Origin of the sequence: Streptomyces sp. ISL-1 (assembly GCF_018614585.1) — a bacterium.
Lineage (GTDB): Bacteria > Actinomycetota > Actinomycetes > Streptomycetales > Streptomycetaceae > Streptomyces > Streptomyces maoxianensis.
Window position 1 is genome coordinate 132,521 of record NZ_JAGGOI010000006.1, and the last position, 19,207, is coordinate 151,727.

Annotated in this window: 13 protein-coding genes; 8 read left to right on the forward strand and 5 right to left on the reverse strand. The window is 67.5% G+C overall.

Features of this window, described 5'->3' with window-relative positions; genetic code table 11:
• Positions 1–9: 9 nt before the first annotated feature.
• Entirely contained in the window at positions 10–3,264 is a 3,255-nt protein-coding gene (locus J7E87_RS04860) for an amino acid adenylation domain-containing protein (RefSeq protein ID WP_215090225.1), read from the reverse strand.
• 11 nt (positions 3,265–3,275) lie between these two features.
• Complete coding sequence (locus tag J7E87_RS04865; protein ID WP_215090227.1) at positions 3,276–5,927, reverse strand: Pls/PosA family non-ribosomal peptide synthetase; 2,652 nt, start codon at positions 5,925–5,927, stop codon at positions 3,276–3,278.
• A 597-nt stretch (positions 5,928–6,524) separates the two neighbouring features.
• Here J7E87_RS04865 and J7E87_RS04870 point away from each other — a divergent pair.
• Positions 6,525–7,673, forward strand: coding sequence for a serine hydrolase (locus J7E87_RS04870; protein ID WP_215090229.1), 1,149 nt, complete (start codon positions 6,525–6,527; stop codon positions 7,671–7,673).
• Positions 7,674–7,978: 305 nt separating this feature from the next.
• On the opposite strand, the gene J7E87_RS04875 is transcribed toward J7E87_RS04870, so the two are convergent.
• Entirely contained in the window at positions 7,979–8,170 is a 192-nt protein-coding gene (locus tag J7E87_RS04875; RefSeq protein WP_215090230.1) for a hypothetical protein, read from the reverse strand.
• Between the two features lie 174 nt (positions 8,171–8,344).
• On the opposite strand from J7E87_RS04875, the gene J7E87_RS04880 reads away from it, so the two are divergent.
• Positions 8,345–9,478, forward strand: a complete 1,134-nt coding sequence (locus J7E87_RS04880) for a glutathione-independent formaldehyde dehydrogenase (RefSeq protein WP_215090232.1) — start codon at positions 8,345–8,347, stop codon at positions 9,476–9,478.
• 87 nt (positions 9,479–9,565) lie between these two features.
• Here J7E87_RS04880 and J7E87_RS04885 read toward each other — a convergent pair whose 3' ends face one another.
• Positions 9,566–10,270 (reverse strand): MEDS domain-containing protein, encoded by a 705-nt coding sequence (locus tag J7E87_RS04885; protein ID WP_215090234.1) that lies wholly within the window; start codon positions 10,268–10,270, stop codon positions 9,566–9,568.
• Positions 10,271–10,279: 9 nt separating this feature from the next.
• Positions 10,280–11,986, reverse strand: coding sequence for a CdaR family transcriptional regulator (locus tag J7E87_RS04890; protein WP_215090236.1), 1,707 nt, complete (start codon positions 11,984–11,986; stop codon positions 10,280–10,282).
• A 238-nt stretch (positions 11,987–12,224) separates the two neighbouring features.
• Between J7E87_RS04890 and J7E87_RS04895 the strand changes: the two genes are divergently transcribed.
• From J7E87_RS04895 to clpB, 6 genes are read left to right on the forward strand one after another with little or no spacing between them, the layout of a single operon-like run.
• A complete protein-coding gene (locus J7E87_RS04895) occupies positions 12,225–12,713 on the forward strand; it encodes a general stress protein (RefSeq protein ID WP_215090238.1) in 489 nt (162 codons plus the stop codon).
• A 57-nt stretch (positions 12,714–12,770) separates the two neighbouring features.
• Entirely contained in the window at positions 12,771–14,663 is a 1,893-nt protein-coding gene (dnaK, locus tag J7E87_RS04900; protein ID WP_215090240.1) for a molecular chaperone DnaK, read from the forward strand.
• 9 nt (positions 14,664–14,672) lie between these two features.
• Positions 14,673–15,188 (forward strand): nucleotide exchange factor GrpE, encoded by a 516-nt coding sequence (locus tag J7E87_RS04905; RefSeq protein ID WP_215090242.1) that lies wholly within the window; start codon positions 14,673–14,675, stop codon positions 15,186–15,188.
• A 6-nt stretch (positions 15,189–15,194) separates the two neighbouring features.
• Complete coding sequence (locus tag J7E87_RS04910) at positions 15,195–16,160, forward strand: DnaJ C-terminal domain-containing protein (protein WP_215090246.1); 966 nt, start codon at positions 15,195–15,197, stop codon at positions 16,158–16,160.
• Positions 16,157–16,570: a chaperone modulator CbpM gene (locus J7E87_RS04915; protein WP_374195139.1), complete on the forward strand. Its 414-nt coding sequence runs from the start codon at positions 16,157–16,159 to the stop codon at positions 16,568–16,570. Before J7E87_RS04910 ends, J7E87_RS04915 begins: the two co-directional genes overlap by 4 nt.
• Positions 16,561–19,203, forward strand: coding sequence for an ATP-dependent chaperone ClpB (gene clpB, locus J7E87_RS04920; RefSeq protein ID WP_215090248.1), 2,643 nt, complete (start codon positions 16,561–16,563; stop codon positions 19,201–19,203). Before J7E87_RS04915 ends, clpB begins: the two co-directional genes overlap by 10 nt.
• Positions 19,204–19,207 lie beyond the last annotated feature (4 nt).

The following is a 19,207-nucleotide window of genomic DNA, read 5'->3' on the forward strand; positions in this document are numbered from 1 at the left end:
AGTCGCGGCTCAGGAAGAAGCGGGCCATTCGGCAGCGCGCAGCACTGCCTTGGCCGCTTCGGTCGGTCGGGTGCGGAGGAAGTAGTGGCCGCCGTCGGCGAGCTCGTGCAGGTCGACGTGCTCGGCCAGGAGTTGCCAGTCGCGGAAACGACGTGGGAAATCCGCCGTGTTCGGGTCGTCGGCGGCAACGACCACGGTGACCGGCGCCGTCAGCTTCGCTGTCGGCGGGGCGTCGAGGGCGTCGGCGAAATAGCGGTGTGCGGACACGCAGTCGTGCCGGTAGGCGGCACCGACCTGCTCGGCGTGATGCGCATCCAGCTCACCGAGCTCGGTGTAGCCGCTGTCCGCGCTCAGTCCGGCGGCAATCTCGGCGTTGCTCCGCCCGGTCAGCTCGGTGATGGCCGCGCGCCGGTCGGCGGAGTCGCCGAGCAACTGCGCGCCAAGGAACACCCGCTGGACGTCGACCCCGCGCTCCTGAAGCTGCCTGGCGGTCTCCACGGCCAGCGCGGTGCCCGAGGAGTGGCCCCACAGCAGGACCCTCGTCAGGCCACGCCGGGTGATCTCGGTGGTGATCCGCTCGGCCACCTGTGCCATCGGCGCGAATGGCTCGCTCTGCCCGGCCACGTCGTGACCGGGCAGCTCGACGGCGTAGACCGCCAGGCCGCCGGTCGGCAGCGCCCTGGCCATCGGCTGGAAGTTCACCGCGTTGCCGCCGGCGTAGGGGAAGCACACCAGGGCACCGGCCTGCGCACGGTCCGATTCCGACAGTGACTGCAGCAGACCGGAGCACCGCTCGGACCTTCCGTCGACCAGCTCGGCCAGATCGGCGAGGACGGGGTGGCTGGTGACGTCCTTGAGGGTCACCGCACGGTCCATGGCGATCGCCAGCTTCACCGCCGACAGTGACGTGCCGCCCCGGTCGAAGAAGTGGTCCTGCCGCCCGATCCGGTCCTGCGGAATGCCGAGTACGTGTCCCCATGCGGCCGCCAGCCGCTGTTCGGTGGGGGTACTCGGTGCGCTGTAGTCGTCCTCGACGGAGTCGAGTTCTCCGGCGAGCGCGCTCAGAGTCTTTCTGTCGATCTTGCTATTGGGCGTCAGCGGCAGGCTTTCCCGCCAGTGGAAGGCTGACGGGACCATGTACTCGGGCAGTGACGCACCCAGCCGGTCCAGCAGTACGTCGGGGTCGAGTGGCCGCCGGGCGGAGTAGAAGGCCACAAGGTGCTTGCTCTGGTCGGCCCGCTCGGTGACCACCACGGCACCGTCGCGGACACCGTCCACCCGCAGCAGGGTGTTCTCGATCTCACCGATCTCTATTCGGAAACCACGGATCTTGACCTGGGTGTCCCGGCGGCCGAGGTACTCCAGCTTGCCGTCGGGCTGCCAGCGGCCGTAGTCGCCCCCTCGGTAGAGCCGTCGGCGCTTTCGGTGCGGATCGGCCATGAAGGCCAGCCGGGTGCGCTCGGGGTCGTTGACGTACCCGCGGCCGACACAGACTCCGGAGAAGACGATCGCACCGGGCGCGCCGAGCGGCACCGGTGACAGATGCTCGTCGACGACGTAGACATGCACGTTGTTGACGGGGCGACCGATCGGGACCCGTTCCCCGTCCGGCACCCGGTCCATGACCTCGTGGTTTGTGTCGTCGGAGGTCTCGGTCAGCCCGTAGGCATTGACCAGTTTGATCTTGGGCTCGGCCGCGAACCAGCGTTGCGTGAGCTCCTTCTTCACCGCCTCGCCGGTGACGGACACGTACCGCAGGTCCGGCAACGGGAGGGGGCGCTGTTCCAGAGCGGACAGTACGACTTCGAGGTACGACGGCACGAGTTGGAGCACCGTGACCCCGCGGTCGACGATTCTGTCGAGGAACCGCTGGACGTCCAGGATCACCTCCTGCTCGACCAGCAGGGTCCGCCCACCGACCAGAAGCGCGGAGACCAGTTGCCACAGCGAGATGTCGAAGCACTGAGGTGCGGTCTGGGCGACCACCTGCCCCTCGCCGATCTCCAGATCGTCGATCTTGGCGTAGAGGTGGTTGAGCATGCCCGCGTGCTCGCACATCGCGCCCTTGGGCTCACCTGTGGAGCCGGAGGTGAAGTAGATGTAGGCGAGTTGGTCCGGCGCGACGGCGACGCCGAGATCACCGTCGGCATGGTCCTCCTCGTAGGCCGCATCCACAAAGAGCGTCTGGATTCCGGACAGTGAGTCGAGGGCCTGGCCGAGGGTGGCGGTGCTGCCGGTTTCGGTCAGCACGAGCTCGCACTCGGCGCGGGAGAGCGTGGCTCTGATGCGCTCGGCCGGGAAATGCGGCTCGATGGGCAGGTACACGCCACCGGCCTTGAAGACCGCGAGGACGGCGGCCATCCAGTCCAGGTTGCGCTCGGTCACCACCGCGACGACGCCTTCGCGGCGCAGTCCCCGCGCCAACAGGGCTCGTCCCAGCCGGTTGGCGCGGGCGTTGAGCTCCCGGTAGGTCCACTGCCGCTCCCCGTGCACGGCTGCGACGGCGTCCGGGTGTGCCCTCACCCGCTGCTCGAACAGCTCGTGGAACCCGCTGTCCGGCAGGTCCCGGAGCGGTCCGGCGAGCCCTTCGAGCTGGAATTGGAGCTCCTCGGCGGAGAGCAGGGTCTGCCGCCCGTGCTCGGCATCCGGATCGGCGGCGATCAGTGCGAGTGCGGTGAGGTGATAGCCGGCGATCCTGGCGGCACAGTCCGCGTCGAGTACGTCGGTCCGGTACCGCAGCCGCAGCAGGAATTGGCCGTCGTGGCGGGAGAATCCCACCCACAGCGCTATGCCTTCGCCGAGATCGCCACCGACGCCGGTCGGATCGAACGCGGTCTCGAGCAGCGGTTCCGTGAGGCCCAGCTCTGCCTCGAGGTCACCGACCGGAAAGTCCTTGTGCGACAGCAGTTCCGACTCGACTTGATGGGTGTTCAGCAACAGCGCCCGCCACGAGTCGGGCTCGGTCGTCAGCCGGCAGGGCAACGGCCTGCCACCCGCCGCGGCGACGTAGCCGGTCGCGACCTCGTGCTCGCCGGACAGCGTGGCGAGCACCTTGGCGTGCGCTGCCAGCAGCACCGAGTCGAGCGGCACGGCCATGTCCTGCCCCAGCCGGCACAACGCTTCCACGACGTCGTCCGGAATCGTCGCCTCGTACTCGTCGACGCCCGCGACCGGATTTTGCGTCCACCGCGGGATCGCGGTGGAACCACCGGCGACGAGAACACTGCGCCAGAACTCCTGGTCGGCCTGCACCCGCACTCCCATCGCTTTCCCCTTCACTTACCGTCGCCACGGTGCTGCTCGCCGCCGACCAGGGCGGCGCCGCAGGCGTCGTTGCTATCGCGCAGACCGGCGGGTCCAGCGGTTTGAGCGCGCTGACCGAGATGGTCCCGCTGCCCCTTCCGCATGAGCGCCGCAGGCTGATAGGGGGCATCTCGCTCCTCCGCGGCCGGGTTTCCGCCCCACCGGGCGTGCTCGGGCATTTCCTCGCCTTTCATGAGGAAGGAGTCGGGGGCGAGCACTGCGCCGTCGCCCATCGTCACGCCGTAGTGGACGTGGGCGCCGACACCGATCGTGCAGCCGACACCGATCGTGCTGCCGTCGGACTTGAAGGTTCCGTCCTCCTGCGAGTGGCACTGGATTTTGCTTCCTGCGTTGAGCGTGCAGTCGTTCCCGATGGTGGTGAGCGTCCGCTCCGTCAGATAGCAGCCGTCGTCGAAGACCCTGCTGCCGAGGCGAACCCCCAGAAGTCGCCAGATCACGTTCTTGAAAGGGGTGCCGTTGAATATGTTGAGATACTCGTCAGGCACCTTCCAGAGGCGCTCGTGCCACCAGAAGTACGGGTCGTAGATGGAGCACAACTGCGGCTTCAGCGCGCGGAATGCCGCGATGCCACGCTCCACCAGTACGAAGTAGACAGCTGTGAACCCAAGGGTAAGTGCCAGGGTTGCAGCGATAATCACCTGCCCGAAAACACCGTACAGATCAACGGCAGCGAGACCGAACACGGTGAGCACGAAGAAGTGCAGCCACCGCACCAACAGGAAGAAGCCCATGGTGCGAATGTTGTAGCGGTTCTTCGCGGCGAGGCTGCGGCGTTTCTCGTCCCCGGTCCGCAAATGGTCGAATCGGCTGTCGCGCTCCACCGACCGGGGAATCTCGAAGCACGGCGAGCCGAGCAGACCCACTCCCTCGCGGATCTCGCCGTCCAGCGGGATCATCACCTTTGTCGCGAGGAGACAATTGTCGCCCGTCCTGGCGCCTGAGGGATAGGCGATATTGTTCCCGAGGAAATTGTGCGGTCCGATCGACGCCCGGGAAACGACGAAGGAGGTGCTCGAGAAATCGGCATTGACGATGGAGAGCCCGTCCGCGACCATCGTTCCGCTGCCGACGGAGCTCAAGTACGGCGTCTCGTGCTGCACTTCCGTGCCGAAGTTCGATCCGGTCTGCTCGACATGGGACAAGTCGTATCCGAGGCCGCGCAAATAGTGGACGATGTAGGAGCTGTCGCCGAAGAGCCATGCGAAGAACTTTATGTTGGTCATGCGCGCGATCGCCCGGTGCGTCGAGTAATGGAAGCCGTACAGCGGATAGACCTTGTCCGGCTCGACCATTGCACTCAACAGGCGCGGAACGGTGAACAATACGGCGAGGCCCACGATGGCGAGGCCGAAGAACAGCACGAAGGAAAGGACCAGCGCGCCGATGTAGAGCCTGGGCGACGTGAATCCGACCGTGTCGATGCCGAGCAGGGTGCCGAGCGCCGGAACGATGCTCACCAGCATGTACGTGCCCCCGACGGTCAGCGGCACGTACAGCAGGAACACTTGGAGCAAGGTGACGAGGCCGTAGCCGGCCCGGCGCAGCGTGCCGCAATCCGCGGACGTGATTCTCAGGTAGTCGAGCTCCGTGCGCTGTGCCGGGGAGCCGTGCCAGCGCTGGCCGTCCGGGACCACCTGACCGCTGTGCAGCGCGGACGAGTGGCCGAGCTGCGCACCGTCGCCCATCGACGTGTCGATGTCGAGCACGGTCTTCTCGCCGATGAACACGTCCCTGCCGAGGGTGACCGGGCCGGTCTGGATACGCCCGGCGTGCGCCCGGTAGCAGAGGATGAACGCTTCCTTGCGGATCACCGTACCGGCGCCGATCGTGAGCAGGTCGGTGCAGACCGGAACGGTGCGGGAGAGGATCGTGACGCCCTTGCCGACCCGCGCGCCGAGGGCCCGCAGGTAGAGCACGTACAGCGGATTGCCGACGAAGAAGATCATCGGGTTGGCGTGGATCAGCACCTTGATGGTCCAGAAGCGCAGATAGGTCAGACCCCAGACGGGGAACTCGCGCGGTTTCCAGCGGCCGATGAGAATCCATTTGGCCACGATGGGGAATGTGCAGAGGCCGACAAAGCCGGCGCCGCCGAATACGGCCGACCGCAGATAGATGTCGACCAAATCCGAGTCGGCGGAGACCCACCCGTAGCCTTGGGAAGCGACGACTCCGAAGACGAAGCAATAGACGAGGAAAATCAGGAACTGCAGTGTTCCGCAGAGGACGTACCTCAGCGTGCTGCCCGGGGCTACCACCTCGCTCGGCGCCGGGACCGGCGAATCGGCAGGAGTGGGCGCGGCGTCCGCCAGCGCCGCCGCCAGGCTTCGGATCGTTGGGTACTGGTAGATGTCCTTCATCGACACTGATGGCAGGTCCGCCCGCTTCCTGACTTGCGCGCAGAAATGGGCCATCACCAACGAATTGGCGCCGAGGTCGTCGAAGTAGTGGCTGTCGACCGAAACCCGCTCGACGCGCACGACGTCAGCCAGCACCTCGGCGAGAATAGTCTCGATGCCACTCTTCGGGCCGGTGTACCTGCGCTTGGCGATTGCAGATCCATCCGGCCCGGGCGTCAAGACTTCGACGGATTTCTCCTCCATGCGAGCTCCTTGAGGAAATTTCGATCACCATCGGCAATTGCGGCCGACTCGGTCCTCACGCTCGTCGCCGGCCGGAGCAAGTAAAGAAGTCACAAAGTCGTAGCTCTTGTCCGGCCACAAAACCGCGCCTCTAGTCTCCGCCGTCCACCGTCAGGTTGCCACTCGAACTCGATCGCCTCTTCGCCTGCAGTACCTCCCGACGGTGCCGGGGTCACCGGTGCCGGACGCAGGGAAGACGACCCCGATCTCGTCGGTGTGATGGGCCGTGGTTGCCCGCCGCCGGTGGGCCCGTCGGCGGGCAACCATGGGCAAGAAATTGCCTATCAAGACGGCATGAGAAGCGGCGGTTCTGTATGCCAGGGGAGAAGTGCTTTCTCCAAGTGGCGTCCCGTCACAGCACGCATCCAGAGAAAATGTCACGTGGACACGCGTGTTCCGCCGAACGAGAACCGAGCCGCCTCCCAATTGCTCGCCGGGGTCTCGTACTTCAGGACATGGCACCGAAGCAAGGGGCGATTCGACGGCGCCGGCCCGGTGATTCCGGGCCGCGGTGGGAGTCTCCCCTTCCGACAGCAGCCTTGAGAGGGTGGAGGACCCATGGCCGATCTGCGCGACACTCTGGAGACGCACGTCAGCAAGGGCTCGGTGCCGGGAGCGGTGGGCCTGGTGGCCCGCGGTGACCGGGTCGAAGTGGCGGCCGTGGGATCTGTCGACATCGAGGGCACCGCCCCGATGGCCAGAAATTCGATCTTCCGCATCGCGTCGATCACCAAACCCGTCGTCGCCGCGGCCGTCATGATGCTGGTCGAGGACGGCCGGATCGCGCTGGACGAGCCGGTCGGGCAGTGGCTGCCGGAGCTGGCGTCACCGAGCGTCGTGCGGACGCCGGCGTCGCCCGTGGACGACGTGGTCCCCGCGGTCCGGCCGATCACCGTGTTCCATCTGCTCAGCTCCCGTGCCGGGTACGGTTTCCCGTCCGACTTTTCGCTGCCCGCGCTCGCGCCGCTTTTCAGTGAGCTGAAGCAGGGACCTCCGCAGCCGCAGACCGTCCCGGCCCCGGACGAGTGGATGGCCCTGCTGTCCCGCATTCCGCTGTTGCACCAGCCGGGTGACGGCTGGCTGTACAACATCAGCTCCGACCTCCAGGGGGTGCTGATCGCCAGGGTCACGGGCCGGCCGCTGCCCGAGTTTCTGGCCGAGCGGTTGTTCGAGCCGCTGGGGATGGCCGACACCGCGTTCGCGGTACCGGCCGACAAACTCGACCGGTTCACCGGCTACTACCGGAGCGACCCCGAGGGCGGTCTCGAGCTGGTCGACGCCGCCGACGGGCAGTGGAGCAGCCCGCCGGCGTTCCCGTCCGGCGCCGGCGGGCTGGTCTCGACCGTCGACGACTGGCTCGCCTTCGGGCGGATGATGCTCGCCGAAGGGACGGCCGGCGACAGTCGGCTGCTCACGCCCGAGTCGGTGCGGCAGATGACCGCCAACCACCTGAGCAAGTCCGAGCGTGAGTCCGCCGGGTTGTTCCTGGAGGGGATGGGCTGGGGCTTCGGCGGTGCGGTCGATATCGAGGCCGTCGAACCGTGGAGCGTGCCGGGACGCTACGGCTGGGTCGGTGGCACCGGGACGACAGCGCACATCACACCGTCCACCGGCGCCGTCAGCATCATGCTCAGCCAGCTGCAGATGGGCGGGCCCAGCTCCCCTGAGCTGATGCGGGACTTCTGGCGGTACGCGGCCGGCGTCTGAGGCAGGGCGCGGCGGCCGGCGGGACGCGATGTCGGATCGAAGGGCGACGGGCCGAAGCCGCGGCTGAGGGCCTCGTAACGATCGGCGTCGGAACGCGCGGCGCGTCAGTGCCGACCAGGAGTTCTTCGGCGGGCTCGGCATGCTGCTGCGCGGCCTGGGGGAGTGATACAGGGCGGCCGGCCGCTCTCGACGGTCCATTTCGGACAGTAGCTCCGAGCGCTCCGGCAGCTCCTCGAAACGCACTCGCCGAGTGCCGAAGGGAGGTCCGGGCGTCTGCGGCCCGGATCACCGTTCGCGCGCCGGGGTCAGCGGTCGGCGATGTCCTCGCGGAGGCCGTCGGAGAACTCCCACCACGACAGCGGAAGCCAGTCGCCGTTGATAAAGGCATCGACAGTCGCGCCGCGACCGCGGACAGTGACCGTGGTTCCAGTCGGGTACGTGGTGCCGGACAGGCCAGGTACTGGGACGAGCAGGGTCCCGAGCCGTTGTGCTGCCATTATTCCTTGCCCTCCCTTTCCTCATGTCAGTACGACATCAGGGCGGATATTCCTCCCGACATTACCGGGTTGTGTGTCGGCGCAGGCCGGAGAATCATGAGAGATGGGTCACGCGGTCGCGGAATGTGGGTGGGGCGGAAATTATACGTGCACCGCCGAGCGAAGGTGGCAGCCATGAAAGCAGTCGTGTACCAGGGACCGTTCACCGTTGCAGTCGAAGAGGTTGAAAGGCCAAAGATTCAGCATCCGAACGACGTGATCGTACGGGTCACCTCCACCGCGATCTGCGGCTCCGACCTGCACATGTACGAGGGCCGTACCGCGGCGGAGCCCGGCATAGTCTTCGGCCACGAGAACATGGGAATCATCGAGGAAATCGGCCAGGGCATCACCTCGCTCAAGCAGGGCGACCGCGTGGTCATGCCCTTCAATGTCGCCTGCGGGTTCTGCACGAATTGCGTCGAGGGATTCACCGGATTCTGTCTGACCGTCAATCCCGGCTTCGCGGGCGGCGCTTACGGCTATGTCGCCATGGGGCCCTGGCCGGGCGGCCAGGCAGAATACCTGCGCGTTCCGTACGCCGACTACAACTGCCTGAAACTGCCGCCGGGAAACGAGCACGAGACCGACTTCATATTGCTCGCCGACATCTTCCCCACCGGCTACCACGGCTGTGAACTCGCCCAGGTCCGCCCGGGCGAGAGTGTCGCGGTGTACGGCGGCGGGCCGGTCGGGCTCATGGCCGCCTACTCGGCCATGCTGCGCGGCGCGAAGAAGGTGTTCGTCGTGGACCGGGTCCCCGAGCGGCTGGAGAAGGCCCGGGAGATCGGCGCGCAACCGATCAACTTCGCCGAGGGTGACCCTGTGGAGCAGATCAAGGACCAGACCGAGGGTGTCGGCACGGACAAGGGCGTGGACGCCGTCGGCTACCAGGCGACGGCGCACAGCACGGGACGCGAGGAACCGGCGATCGTCCTGAACTCACTCGTCGGCACGGTCCGGCCCACCGGAGCGCTCGGCGTACCCGGCCTCTACGTTCCGTCCGACCCCGGAGGCCCGGACGAGCAGGCCAAGCACGGCATGCTCCTTGTCTCGATCGGCAAGCTCTTCGAGAAGGGCCTGCGGATGGGCACGGGGCAGTGCAACGTGAAGCGCTACAACCGGCGCCTGCGCGACATGATCATCGAGGGCCGGGCGAGGCCGAGCTTCGTTGTCTCGCATGAACTGCCCCTGGATCAGGCGCCGTCGGCGTACGAGAAGTTCGACAAGCGGGTCGAGGGCTACACGAAGGTCGTGCTGCACCCGTAGCCGCCGCGGCAGTTCGCAGGCCCGCGGTTCGCGGTCCCGAGCTGAGCGGTCCGCCGGCCGGTCAAGACCGGTCGGCGGCGCGCTGCGTCAGACTTCGTCGGCCGCCCGCGGTTCCAGTACTTCTTCCCGTGGGTCCAGTTCCTCTTCGGGACCCGCGCAGTACGGGTTCTCCACGACCATGCCGCTGAGCCAGACCTTCGGGTGTGCCTTGACCAGGGGGATGATCAGGTCTCCGCTGAACAGCTCCAGGTCGTACAGGCACATTCCCACCTGGGGACAGGACATGAACCAGCGCGTCGCCTTCATCTCGTACCGGATCAGATCGTGGATGAAGGCAGGCTGTACGAGAGGCTGCGCCCAGCTCATGTCGGCAGCCAGGCGGGCGAAGGTGCCGTTGCCGGCCGAGAACGTGCTGTCGGACCAGGCGTGCAGCATGTCCAGCATGTGATCGCCGTCAAAAGTCCCGTCCAGCAGATAACTCTCCTTCGGACCCATGATCTGCAGGCCGTCGGAGTCCGGGCCGACCGCGGGGGCGTTCGCGGCCAGCACGTCGCGCAGCGCCCGGCCTTCGCCATCCGCGGCCAGAAGCAGACAGCTGTGTCCCTCGCGCAGGCCGTCCGCGATGAACGGCGTCAACAACTGCTCCCGTTCGGCACGCCCCCGGTACAGGGCGCAGAGATGGTCACCCGGAGCCAGCGGTACCCTGCCCACCGAAGCGACTGCCGAAGCGACTGCCGAAGCGACTGCCGAAGCGACGACCGGCACGGGTGTTCGCGCTCTCCGCTCGTCCATCTCTCCTCATCAGGGTGAGCCGCCCAGGACCTTCCACACCCGGGTGGCGACGTGCAGATTCAGTCGGCTGTCCACGTCCGTGATATCGCTGCCACTGACGTCGCGGATGCGCTGGAGCCGGTAGCGCAGCGTGCTGCGGTGGATTCCCAGGGCGGCGGCCGTCCCGTCGTAGTTGCCGCCGCACTCGAAGTACTGGGAGAGGGTCTGGGCCAGGTCCGAGTGATGTGCGGCGTCGTAGTCCAGGAGCGGGCCGAGCCATTCACGTACGAACTGGTCGACCTCGCGGTAATCGCCCCCCGGCCCGAGGATCCGGTAGAGGCCCAGTTCGTCGAAGGCCGTGGTGCCATTGGGGGAGCGTGAGCGCTGGCGGACCTCCAGTGCCCGTAGCGCTTCCTCGAACGAGCGCGGAATCTCGCCCGGCACGTCGCAGCGGCCGCCCACGCCGATCGAACCGCTGGGTGAGCCCAGTTCTCGGACCATCGCCTGGTGCAGCGCTTCTGGACGCGGCCGTCCCTCGGAGACAAGGACGGCCATTCCCGATCGTCCGGCAAGCAATGACCGCATCCGCAGACCTGCGGCCGCACGGCCGACTGCCTGGACGAATGCGTCGTCGGCCGCCCTGCCCACCCACTGCACAGCGACCAGATAGTGAGGGCCGTGCAGGTCATGGCCGACAGCGGCGGCCCGGGCGTAGGCACTCTCGTCATCGGTGCCGGTGATCAGATCGTCCACCAGCTCACGGCGCAGCCGCAGCTCGACCTCGGCGATGTTGCGCAGATGGGCCAGTTCCAGGGCGAGCGCGGTGCATGCGTGGTCGAGGGTGAATTCCTCCTGCCGGCCGGCGCTTCCCGCGGCGTCGATCAGGACCATGGCACCAAGGACCTCGCCACGATGCTGGGCCAAGGCGATGAGCCGTTCCCCCACCCGTACCGGGAGCGGCCGGCGGGCAGCTTCCTGCAGCAGTTCTTCGTGCTGTGCCGCGTCGGGTTTCGGATACGGATCGGGGCAGTCCGGCCCCGCCCAGGCCCGGAGATTGCCGAAGCGGTCCTCGATGGCGACGGGGTAGCCGGTGAGCCGGTAGACGGCCGTGGCGATGCCCGCCACACTGCCGCCGCCCGCCGCGGCCTGGCTGAGTACCTCGTGCACGGAACGCTGGTACTCCAGCTCGGAGATGGTGTTGGCCAGTCGGACGTTCACGGCCGCCCTGTCGGCGTTGAGCCGCCGCAGCTCCCGCGCATGGTCGCGTTCTCTCCGCCTGGCCGTGGCATTGGCCAGGGCCGCCGCGGTCTGCTGGGCAAGGACATGGATCAAGAAGAACTCGTCGCCCGTGGGCCGCGACGGCGCGCTGACCACCAGGTAGCCGATGCCGCCGCCCCTCGTGTGCAGGGCGAAGGCCCAGCCCCATTCCCGGCCCGGCACCGGGATCGGCCCTTCCCGGCCGCGCAGGTGCTGGAGGTGGTCGTCGATTTCGGAGGTGGCATGCGGCCATCCGGCGGGCGTGGGGACGAGGAGCTCGTCGACGGTGAGGAAGCCCCCCTCGGCCCGGCAGGGGCCGACCGCCGCCACGGAGGTCAGTGCGAGGCGCAGGATGTCACTCTCGTCCCGGCCGTCGTTCATGATCATGGAGAGCACGAACAGGCTGTAGAGATTGGCCACGTGTTCCTGGCCCCAGGTCTTCCGGCGCGAGCGGTCAGACTTGCCCGAAGTCGCGGTCATGGTGAAGATCCGGGCCCTTTCCTGGAGAACCGTCCCTCAAAGCACCCAGGCTACTGACTTATGCGCAGCTTGCCCTGATTTATATGCCTCGAGTGCCTGTACTGACAGGTCGAGAGTCCGTGCGGATTTGGGCCCCGCAGGGCAGGCTGCGCAGCGCCCCCGGTCGGGACGCTGGAAACAGTCATCGTGAACCAGTGGCGCAACCAGTGGCGCTCGGCGCCGTCCGGAGGAGACGGATATGGACGAGCGGAATCGTCGGACCATCGCCACGTACGCCACGTACGCGGAGGCGGAACGCGCGGTCGACTACCTCTCCGATCAGGGGTTTCCCGTCGAACGGGTTGCCGTAATCGGTCGCGACCTGCAACTTGTCGAACAGGTGGTCGGCCGCCTCAACTATGGCAAGGCGGCGCTGAGCGGCGCTGCGTCCGGTGCGCTCCCCGGCGTCCTGATCGGCTGGCTCTTCGGACTGTTCAACTGGCTGAACCCGGTGCTGTCGGCCCTGCTCCTTGCGCTCTATGGGCTGATCTTCGGTGCCGTGGTCGGCGCACTGCTCGGGTTGATCATGTACGCGATGCAGCGTGGGCGTCGCGACTTCACGTCTGTCAGTGCGATGCAGCCCAGCCGCTACGAGGTTGTCGTCGACGTCGAGGTGGCCGATCGCGCCGCCGCGCTGTTCGACCAGCTCGGGAGCAGGGAGGCCGGTAAGACCGCCGCCGATGGGTGAAAACCCTGGACATTCGGCGCTTGAAAGCGTCCGCGGGCTTCGATGAGGGAGTACTTCATGGCTAAGGCAGTCGGAATCGACCTCGGAACCACAAACTCGGTGATCGCCGCCTGGGAGGGCGGGGAGGCGACGGTTCTGCCCAACTCCGAGGGCAGCCGCACGACCCCTTCGGTCGTCGCGTTCACGGACACCGGTGAACGGCTTGTCGGCCAGTTGGCCCGCCGTCAGGCGATTCTCAACCCCAAGGGCACCATTTACTCGGCCAAGCGCTTCATAGGCCGCCGTTACGACGAGATCTCCGACGAGGCAAAGGCCGTCGGCTTCGATGTCGTCCCCGACGAACACGGCAATGCGCGCTTCAAGGTGCGCGACAAGCTGTACGCGCCGGAGGAGATCAGCGCCCTGGTGCTGCGCAAGCTCGCCGACGACGCCGGGAAGCAACTGGGCGAGCGGGTGACGGAGGCGGTCATCACCGTGCCCGCCTACTTCAACGACGCCCAGCGCACGGCGACGAAGGACGCCGGAAAGATCGCGGGCCTGGAAGTGCTGCGCATCATCAACGAGCCGACCGCGGCCGCGCTCGCCTATGGAATGGACAAGAAGGGGCACGAGACCGTGCTCGTGTTCGACCTGGGCGGCGGCACCTTCGACGTGAGCATCCTCGACGTCGGCGACGGCGTGGTCGAGGTACGGTCCACCGCCGGCGACAGCCATCTGGGCGGCGACGATTTGGACCGGCGCCTGGTGGACCACCTCGCGGACAAGTTCCAGCAGGAGAACGGCATCGACCTGCGCAAGGACCCGCAGGCCCTGCAGCGCCTGTTCGAGGCTGCCGAGAAGGCCAAGACCGAACTGAGCTCCGTCACCCAGACACAGGTGAGCCTGCCGTTCATCACTGCCGACGCCGCCGGTCCGAAGCACCTGACCGAGACCGTCATGCGGTCCACGTTCGAGCAGATCACCGCGGACCTGGTCGAGCGGACCATGGAACCGGTCAAGCAGGCGATGGCCGACGCCAAGATCAGTGAGAGCGACATCGACGAGGTCATCCTCGTGGGCGGCTCCACGCGTATCCCCGCCGTCCAGAGCCTGGTCCGCCGGCTGACCGGCGGCAAGGACCCGAACATGAGCGTCAACCCCGACGAGGTCGTGGCCATGGGCGCCGCGATTCAGGCGGGCGTGCTCAAGGGTGAGGTCAAGGACGTCCTGCTGCTCGACGTGATTCCGCTGTCGCTGGGAGTGGAGACCCGCGGCGGTGTCATGACCAAGATCATTGAGCGGAACACCACCATTCCGGTCCGCCGCACGGAGACCTTCTCCACAGCCGAGGACAACCAGGGAGCTGTCGACGTCGTGGTCCTGCAGGGCGAGCGCGAGCGCGCGGCGGACAACCGCGTCCTCGGGCGCTTCCAGCTCAAGGACATCCGGCCCGCGCCCCGCGGCGAGCCGCAGATCGAGGTCACGTTCGACGTCGACGCCAACGGCATCCTGAACGTCACCGCACGCGACAAGGACACCGGTGCCGAGCAGGGCATCACCATCAGCGAGGGATCCAACCTCGACCAGAGCGAGGTCGAGCGGATGATCGAGGAGGCCGAGCGCAACCGCGGCGAGGACAAGGCGCTGCGCGAGGTCGTGGACGCCCGCAATGAGCTGGACGCCGTGGCCTATCAGGTGGAACGCCGGCTGAGCGAGCTGGGCGACAGCGCACCGGCGCATGAGAAGTCACGGGCCGAGATGCTCATCACCGAAGCGCGGGAGGCCGTCAAGGAGGAAGCGCCGCTGGACAAGGTCAGGTCCCTGGCCTCCGAGCTGCAGCAGGTCTACGCCGGGCTTGCTTCGCATCAGGCGCGTGCCGGGGCGACCGAGCAGAACCAGGAGGGTGCGGCAGCGGGTGCGGCGAGCGGATCCGACGAAGACGTGATCGACGCCGAATTCGACAAGAGTTGATGTGGGGTCATGTCCACCGAACAGGAGCCGACGACGCCTCAGGACGAGCTGAGCCAGGTCCCGTCCACGCAGCAGCCGGAGGCGGAGGACCATGCCGCTGCCCTCGACGAACTCCAGGACCGCTGGCGCCGCGCCCTCGCGGATCTTGACAACCTGCGCAAGCGCCACGCCAAGGAGCTGGTACGGGAACAGGCCGCCGAGCGCGCCCGCACGGCGGCGGCCTGGCTGCCCATTCTCGACAATCTGGACCTGGCCCTCGCCCACGCCGGATCAGACCCGTCCGCCGTATTGGAGGGCGTCAAAGCCGTACGTGACCAGGCCATCGATGTGATGCGACGGCTCGGATATCCACGATACGAGGAGACGAGTGTGCCGTTCGACCCGACCAGACACGAGGTCGTCGGCGTCGCCGAAGACCCCGATGCCGAGCCGAACACCGTGGTCCAGGTGGTACGCCCCGGCTACGGCGAAGGCGAGAACCAGCTGCGCCCCGCGGCCGTCGTGGTCAGCAAGCGGCAGGAGTGACGCCTCATGGCACGGGACTTCTACGAAGTGCTCGGGGTGCAGCGCGGCGCGAGCCCTGATGAGATTCAGCAGGCATTCCGCAAGCTGGCCCGCAAATACCACCCCGACATCAGCAAGGACCCGGAGGCCGAGGAGCGCTTCAAGGAGTTGAACGAGGCGTACAGCGTGCTCTCCGACCCCAAGACGCGCCAGCGCTACGACCGCTTCGGTGAAGACTTCCGGCAGATCCCGGAGGACTACGAGGAGCGGATGGCGGGCGCCGGAGTGGGTGCCCGTGGTGGCAGGTCCGGCTGGGGGACCGGCGACGGCGGCAGCCGGGTCCGCTTCGTGTCGGACCACGGCGAGGGTTTCGAAGACGCCGGCATCGACTTCGAGGACCTGTTCGGCGGGCTGTTCGGCCGTGGCGGGGTCAGGAGCGGGCCCCGGGGCCCGATTGCGGGCGCCGATCAGGAGGCCGAGATCCACCTCAGTGTCGAGGAGGCCTACCACGGTGGCAAGCGCAGCATCACCCTGGCCGGGCCCGGCGGGCAGCGGACCTTCGACGTCGACATCCCCCGCGGGGTGGCCGACGGGCAGCGCATCCGGCTGGCCGGGCAGGGCGGGCAGGGCAGCGGCGACGCCCCGCCGGGTGATCTGTACCTGCGCGTGAAGATCAAGCCCGACTCGCGATTCCGCCTGGAGGGGCGGGACATCCATGTCGTCCTGCCGGTGACGCCCTGGGAGGCGGCGCTCGGAGCAACGGTGCCGGTGCCCACTCCCGGTGGCACCGCCAAGGTGACCGTCCCCGGTGGCTCCTCCAGCGGCCGCCGACTGCGGCTGCGGGGCGAGGGCATGCCCAACCCCCGTGGTGCCAACGGAGACCTCTACGCCGAGGTCCGCATCATGGTGCCGCCCAAGCTGACCGACCGGGAGCGTGAGCTCTTCGAGGAGCTGGCCACCGTGTCCACCTTCGACCCGAGGAAGCCAGGATGACCAACGATCCGCGGCGTGCCGCTGCCAACGGGCCGGACACCGGGAACCGCCGGACGATGGCGTCTGCCCGGCAGGCCGGTGTCAACGTCGTCGTCCGCAGCTACGCCATGGTGCCGGTCCACCGGCTCAGTCTGGACGTCGTCGCCCAGCGTTCGGGCCTCCACCCCGATCTCGTCCGGCGGTTCGTCACCCTTGGCCTCATCGACGCCTCCCGCGGCCCGGACGGCCGGCTGTGGTTCGAGCCCACAGCTCCCGCAACTCTCGCCCGCATCCAACGTCTACGTGCCGGACTCCCGCTCAACTACGCCTCCCTCGGTCTTGTGCTCGATCTGCTCGACCGGATCAGCCAGCTGGAGGCCGCCTTGAGGCGCAGTAACGCCGGCTCCAGGAGTGATGAAACGTGGATATGAACCGGTTCACCCAGAAGTCCCAGGAAGCTCTGCAGGAAGCGCAGACGATTGCCGGTCGGCTGGATCAGACCGAGGTCGACGGCGAGCATCTGCTGCTCGCCCTCCTGGAGCAGCCGGAGGGACTCGTTCCGCGCCTGTTCGACCAAGCGGGCGCCGACACACAGGCGTTGCGCTCCGCCCTGTCGGCCGAGTTGGCGCGCAGGCCGAAGGTGACCGGACCCGGCGCCACACCCGGTCAGGTGTACGTGACCCAGCGGCTGGCCAAGCTGCTGGACACGGCCGAGCAGGAGGCCAAACGGCTCAAGGACGAGTACGTGTCCGTCGAGCACCTCGTCCTGGCCCTGGCCGACGAAGGATCCAGGACAGCGGCGGGACGGCTGCTCAAGGAGCACGGCATCACCAAGGAGTCGTTCCTGTCCGCGCTGACCCGGATCCGCGGAAGCCAGCGCGTCACATCGGCGACGCCCGAAGGCGCCTACGAGGCGCTGGAGAAGTACGGCCGTGATCTGGTCCTCGAAGCCCGGAGCGGCAGGATGGACCCGGTGATCGGACGGGACGCGGAGATCCGCCGGGTCATCCAGATCCTCAGCCGTAAGACGAAGAACAACCCTGTACTGATAGGTGATCCCGGCGTCGGCAAGACGGCCATCGTAGAAGGACTGGCCCAGCGGATCGTCCGAGGTGACGTACCCGACGGCCTGCGCGACAAGACGATCTTCTCCCTCGACATGAGCTCGCTGGTGGCGGGCGCCAAGTACCGCGGTGAGTTCGAGGAACGGCTCCAGGCCGTACTGAGCGAGGTCAAGGCCGGCGAGGGGCGCATCCTGCTCTTCGTCGACGAGCTCCACACGGTCGTCGGCGCGGGCGGAGGCGCCGAGGGCGCCATGGACGCCGGGAACATGCTCAAGCCCATGCTCGCCCGCGGCGAGCTGCACATGATCGGCGCCACAACCCTGGAGGAGTACCGCAAGTACGTCGAATCCGACGCCGCCCTCGAACGCCGCTTCCAGCAGGTCCTGGTGGACGAACCGAGCGTCGAGGACACCGTCTCCATCCTGCGCGGGCTGCGTGAACGCCTCGAGGTCTTCCACGGCGTGAAGATCCAGGACACCGCGCTGGTCGCCGCGGCGACCCTCAGCCACCGCTACATCTCCGACCGGTTCCTGCCGGACAAGGCCATCGACCTCGTCGACGAGGCATGCGCACGGCTGAGGACCGAGATCGACTCGATGCCGGCCGAACTCGACGAGATCACCCGCCGGGTGACCCGTCTGGAGATCGAGGAGGCGGCACTCGCGAAGGAGACCGACCCGGTCAGCCAGAAGCGTCTGGAGGAACTGCGCCGCGAACTGTCCGACCTGCGCGCCGAGGCCGACGCCATGCATGCCCAGTGGGAGGCCGAACGCCAGGCCATCCGGCGCGTCCAGGAACTGCGCCAGGAGCTGGAACAGGTCCGGCAGGAAGCGGAGGAGGCCGAACGGAACTACGACCTCAACCGCGCCGCCGAACTGCGGTACGGCAAGCTCACCGAACTCGAGCGCCGACTGGAAGCCGAGGAGGAGGCGCTCGCCGCCAAGCAGGGCGACAACCGCCTGCTGCGCGAGGTCGTCACGGAGGACGAGATCGCCGAGATCGTCTCGGCGTGGACCGGTATCCCCATCACCCGGCTGCAGGAGGGCGAGCGGGAGAAGCTGCTAAAACTGGACGAGATCCTCACCGAACGCGTGATCGGCCAGGACGAGGCGGTCAGACTGGTCAGTGACGCCATCATCCGGGCCCGCTCCGGCATCCGCGACCCGCGCCGTCCCATCGGCTCGTTCGTCTTCCTCGGCCCCACCGGCGTCGGAAAGACCGAGCTGGCCAAGGCGCTGGCAGCCGCGCTGTTCGACACCGAGGAAAACATGGTCCGCCTGGACATGAGCGAGTACCAGGAGCGGCACACCGTGAGCAGGCTGGTCGGCGCGCCTCCGGGCTACGTCGGTTACGAGGAGGGCGGCCAGCTCACCGAGGCGGTGCGCCGCAAGCCGTACTCCGTCGTCCTCTTCGACGAGATCGAGAAAGCGCACGCCGATGTTTTCAACACCTTGCTGCAGGTGCTGGACGACGGCCGCATCACCGACGCACAGGGCCGTACCGTCAACTTCCGCAACACCATCATCATCATGACCTCCAACATCGGATCGGCCCATCTGCTCGACGGCGTGACCGCCGACGGCGAGATCAAGCCCGACGCCCGCGCCCTGGTGATGGGCGAACTGCAGAGCCACTTCCGGCCCGAGTTCCTCAACCGGGTAGACGACATCGTGCTGTTCAAGCCACTGGGCATGAGGCAGATCCAGCACATCGTCGAGCTGCAGTTCAACGACCTGCGCCGGCGCCTGGCCGAGCGGCAGATCACCGTCGAACTCACTGAACAGGCCCGAGAACTCATCGCACAACAGGGCTTCGACCCCGTGTACGGAGCACGGCCGCTGCGGCGGTACATCTCGCACGAGGTCGAGACCCTCGTCGGACGGGCGCTGATCCGCGGCGATGTGGAGGACGGATCGACGATCCGGGTCGACGCCCAGAACGGTGAACTGGTGGTGACGTACGGCGGGCCGTCCCAGTCGGACGTCCGAAAGGCCGCGTGAGACC

What these genes read in the sequence shown, in the direction of transcription:
- dnaK (WP_215090240.1), top strand. Translation starts at nt 12,771, where the DNA reads ATGGCTAAGGCAGTCGGAATCGACCTCGGAACCACAAACTCGGTGATC.
- J7E87_RS04905 (WP_215090242.1), top strand. Translation starts at nt 14,673, where the DNA reads ATGTCCACCGAACAGGAGCCGACGACGCCTCAGGACGAGCTGAGCCAG.
- J7E87_RS04915 (WP_374195139.1), top strand. Translation starts at nt 16,157, where the DNA reads ATGACCAACGATCCGCGGCGTGCCGCTGCCAACGGGCCGGACACCGGG.
- J7E87_RS04910 (WP_215090246.1), top strand. Translation starts at nt 15,195, where the DNA reads ATGGCACGGGACTTCTACGAAGTGCTCGGGGTGCAGCGCGGCGCGAGC.
- J7E87_RS04860 (WP_215090225.1), bottom strand. Translation starts at nt 3,264, where the DNA reads ATGGGAGTGCGGGTGCAGGCCGACCAGGAGTTCTGGCGCAGTGTTCTC.
- J7E87_RS04890 (WP_215090236.1), bottom strand. Translation starts at nt 11,986, where the DNA reads ATGACCGCGACTTCGGGCAAGTCTGACCGCTCGCGCCGGAAGACCTGG.
- J7E87_RS04895 (WP_215090238.1), top strand. Translation starts at nt 12,225, where the DNA reads ATGGACGAGCGGAATCGTCGGACCATCGCCACGTACGCCACGTACGCG.
- J7E87_RS04880 (WP_215090232.1), top strand. Translation starts at nt 8,345, where the DNA reads ATGAAAGCAGTCGTGTACCAGGGACCGTTCACCGTTGCAGTCGAAGAG.
- J7E87_RS04885 (WP_215090234.1), bottom strand. Translation starts at nt 10,270, where the DNA reads ATGGACGAGCGGAGAGCGCGAACACCCGTGCCGGTCGTCGCTTCGGCA.
- J7E87_RS04865 (WP_215090227.1), bottom strand. Translation starts at nt 5,927, where the DNA reads ATGGAGGAGAAATCCGTCGAAGTCTTGACGCCCGGGCCGGATGGATCT.
- J7E87_RS04870 (WP_215090229.1), top strand. Translation starts at nt 6,525, where the DNA reads ATGGCCGATCTGCGCGACACTCTGGAGACGCACGTCAGCAAGGGCTCG.
- J7E87_RS04875 (WP_215090230.1), bottom strand. Translation starts at nt 8,170, where the DNA reads ATGGCAGCACAACGGCTCGGGACCCTGCTCGTCCCAGTACCTGGCCTG.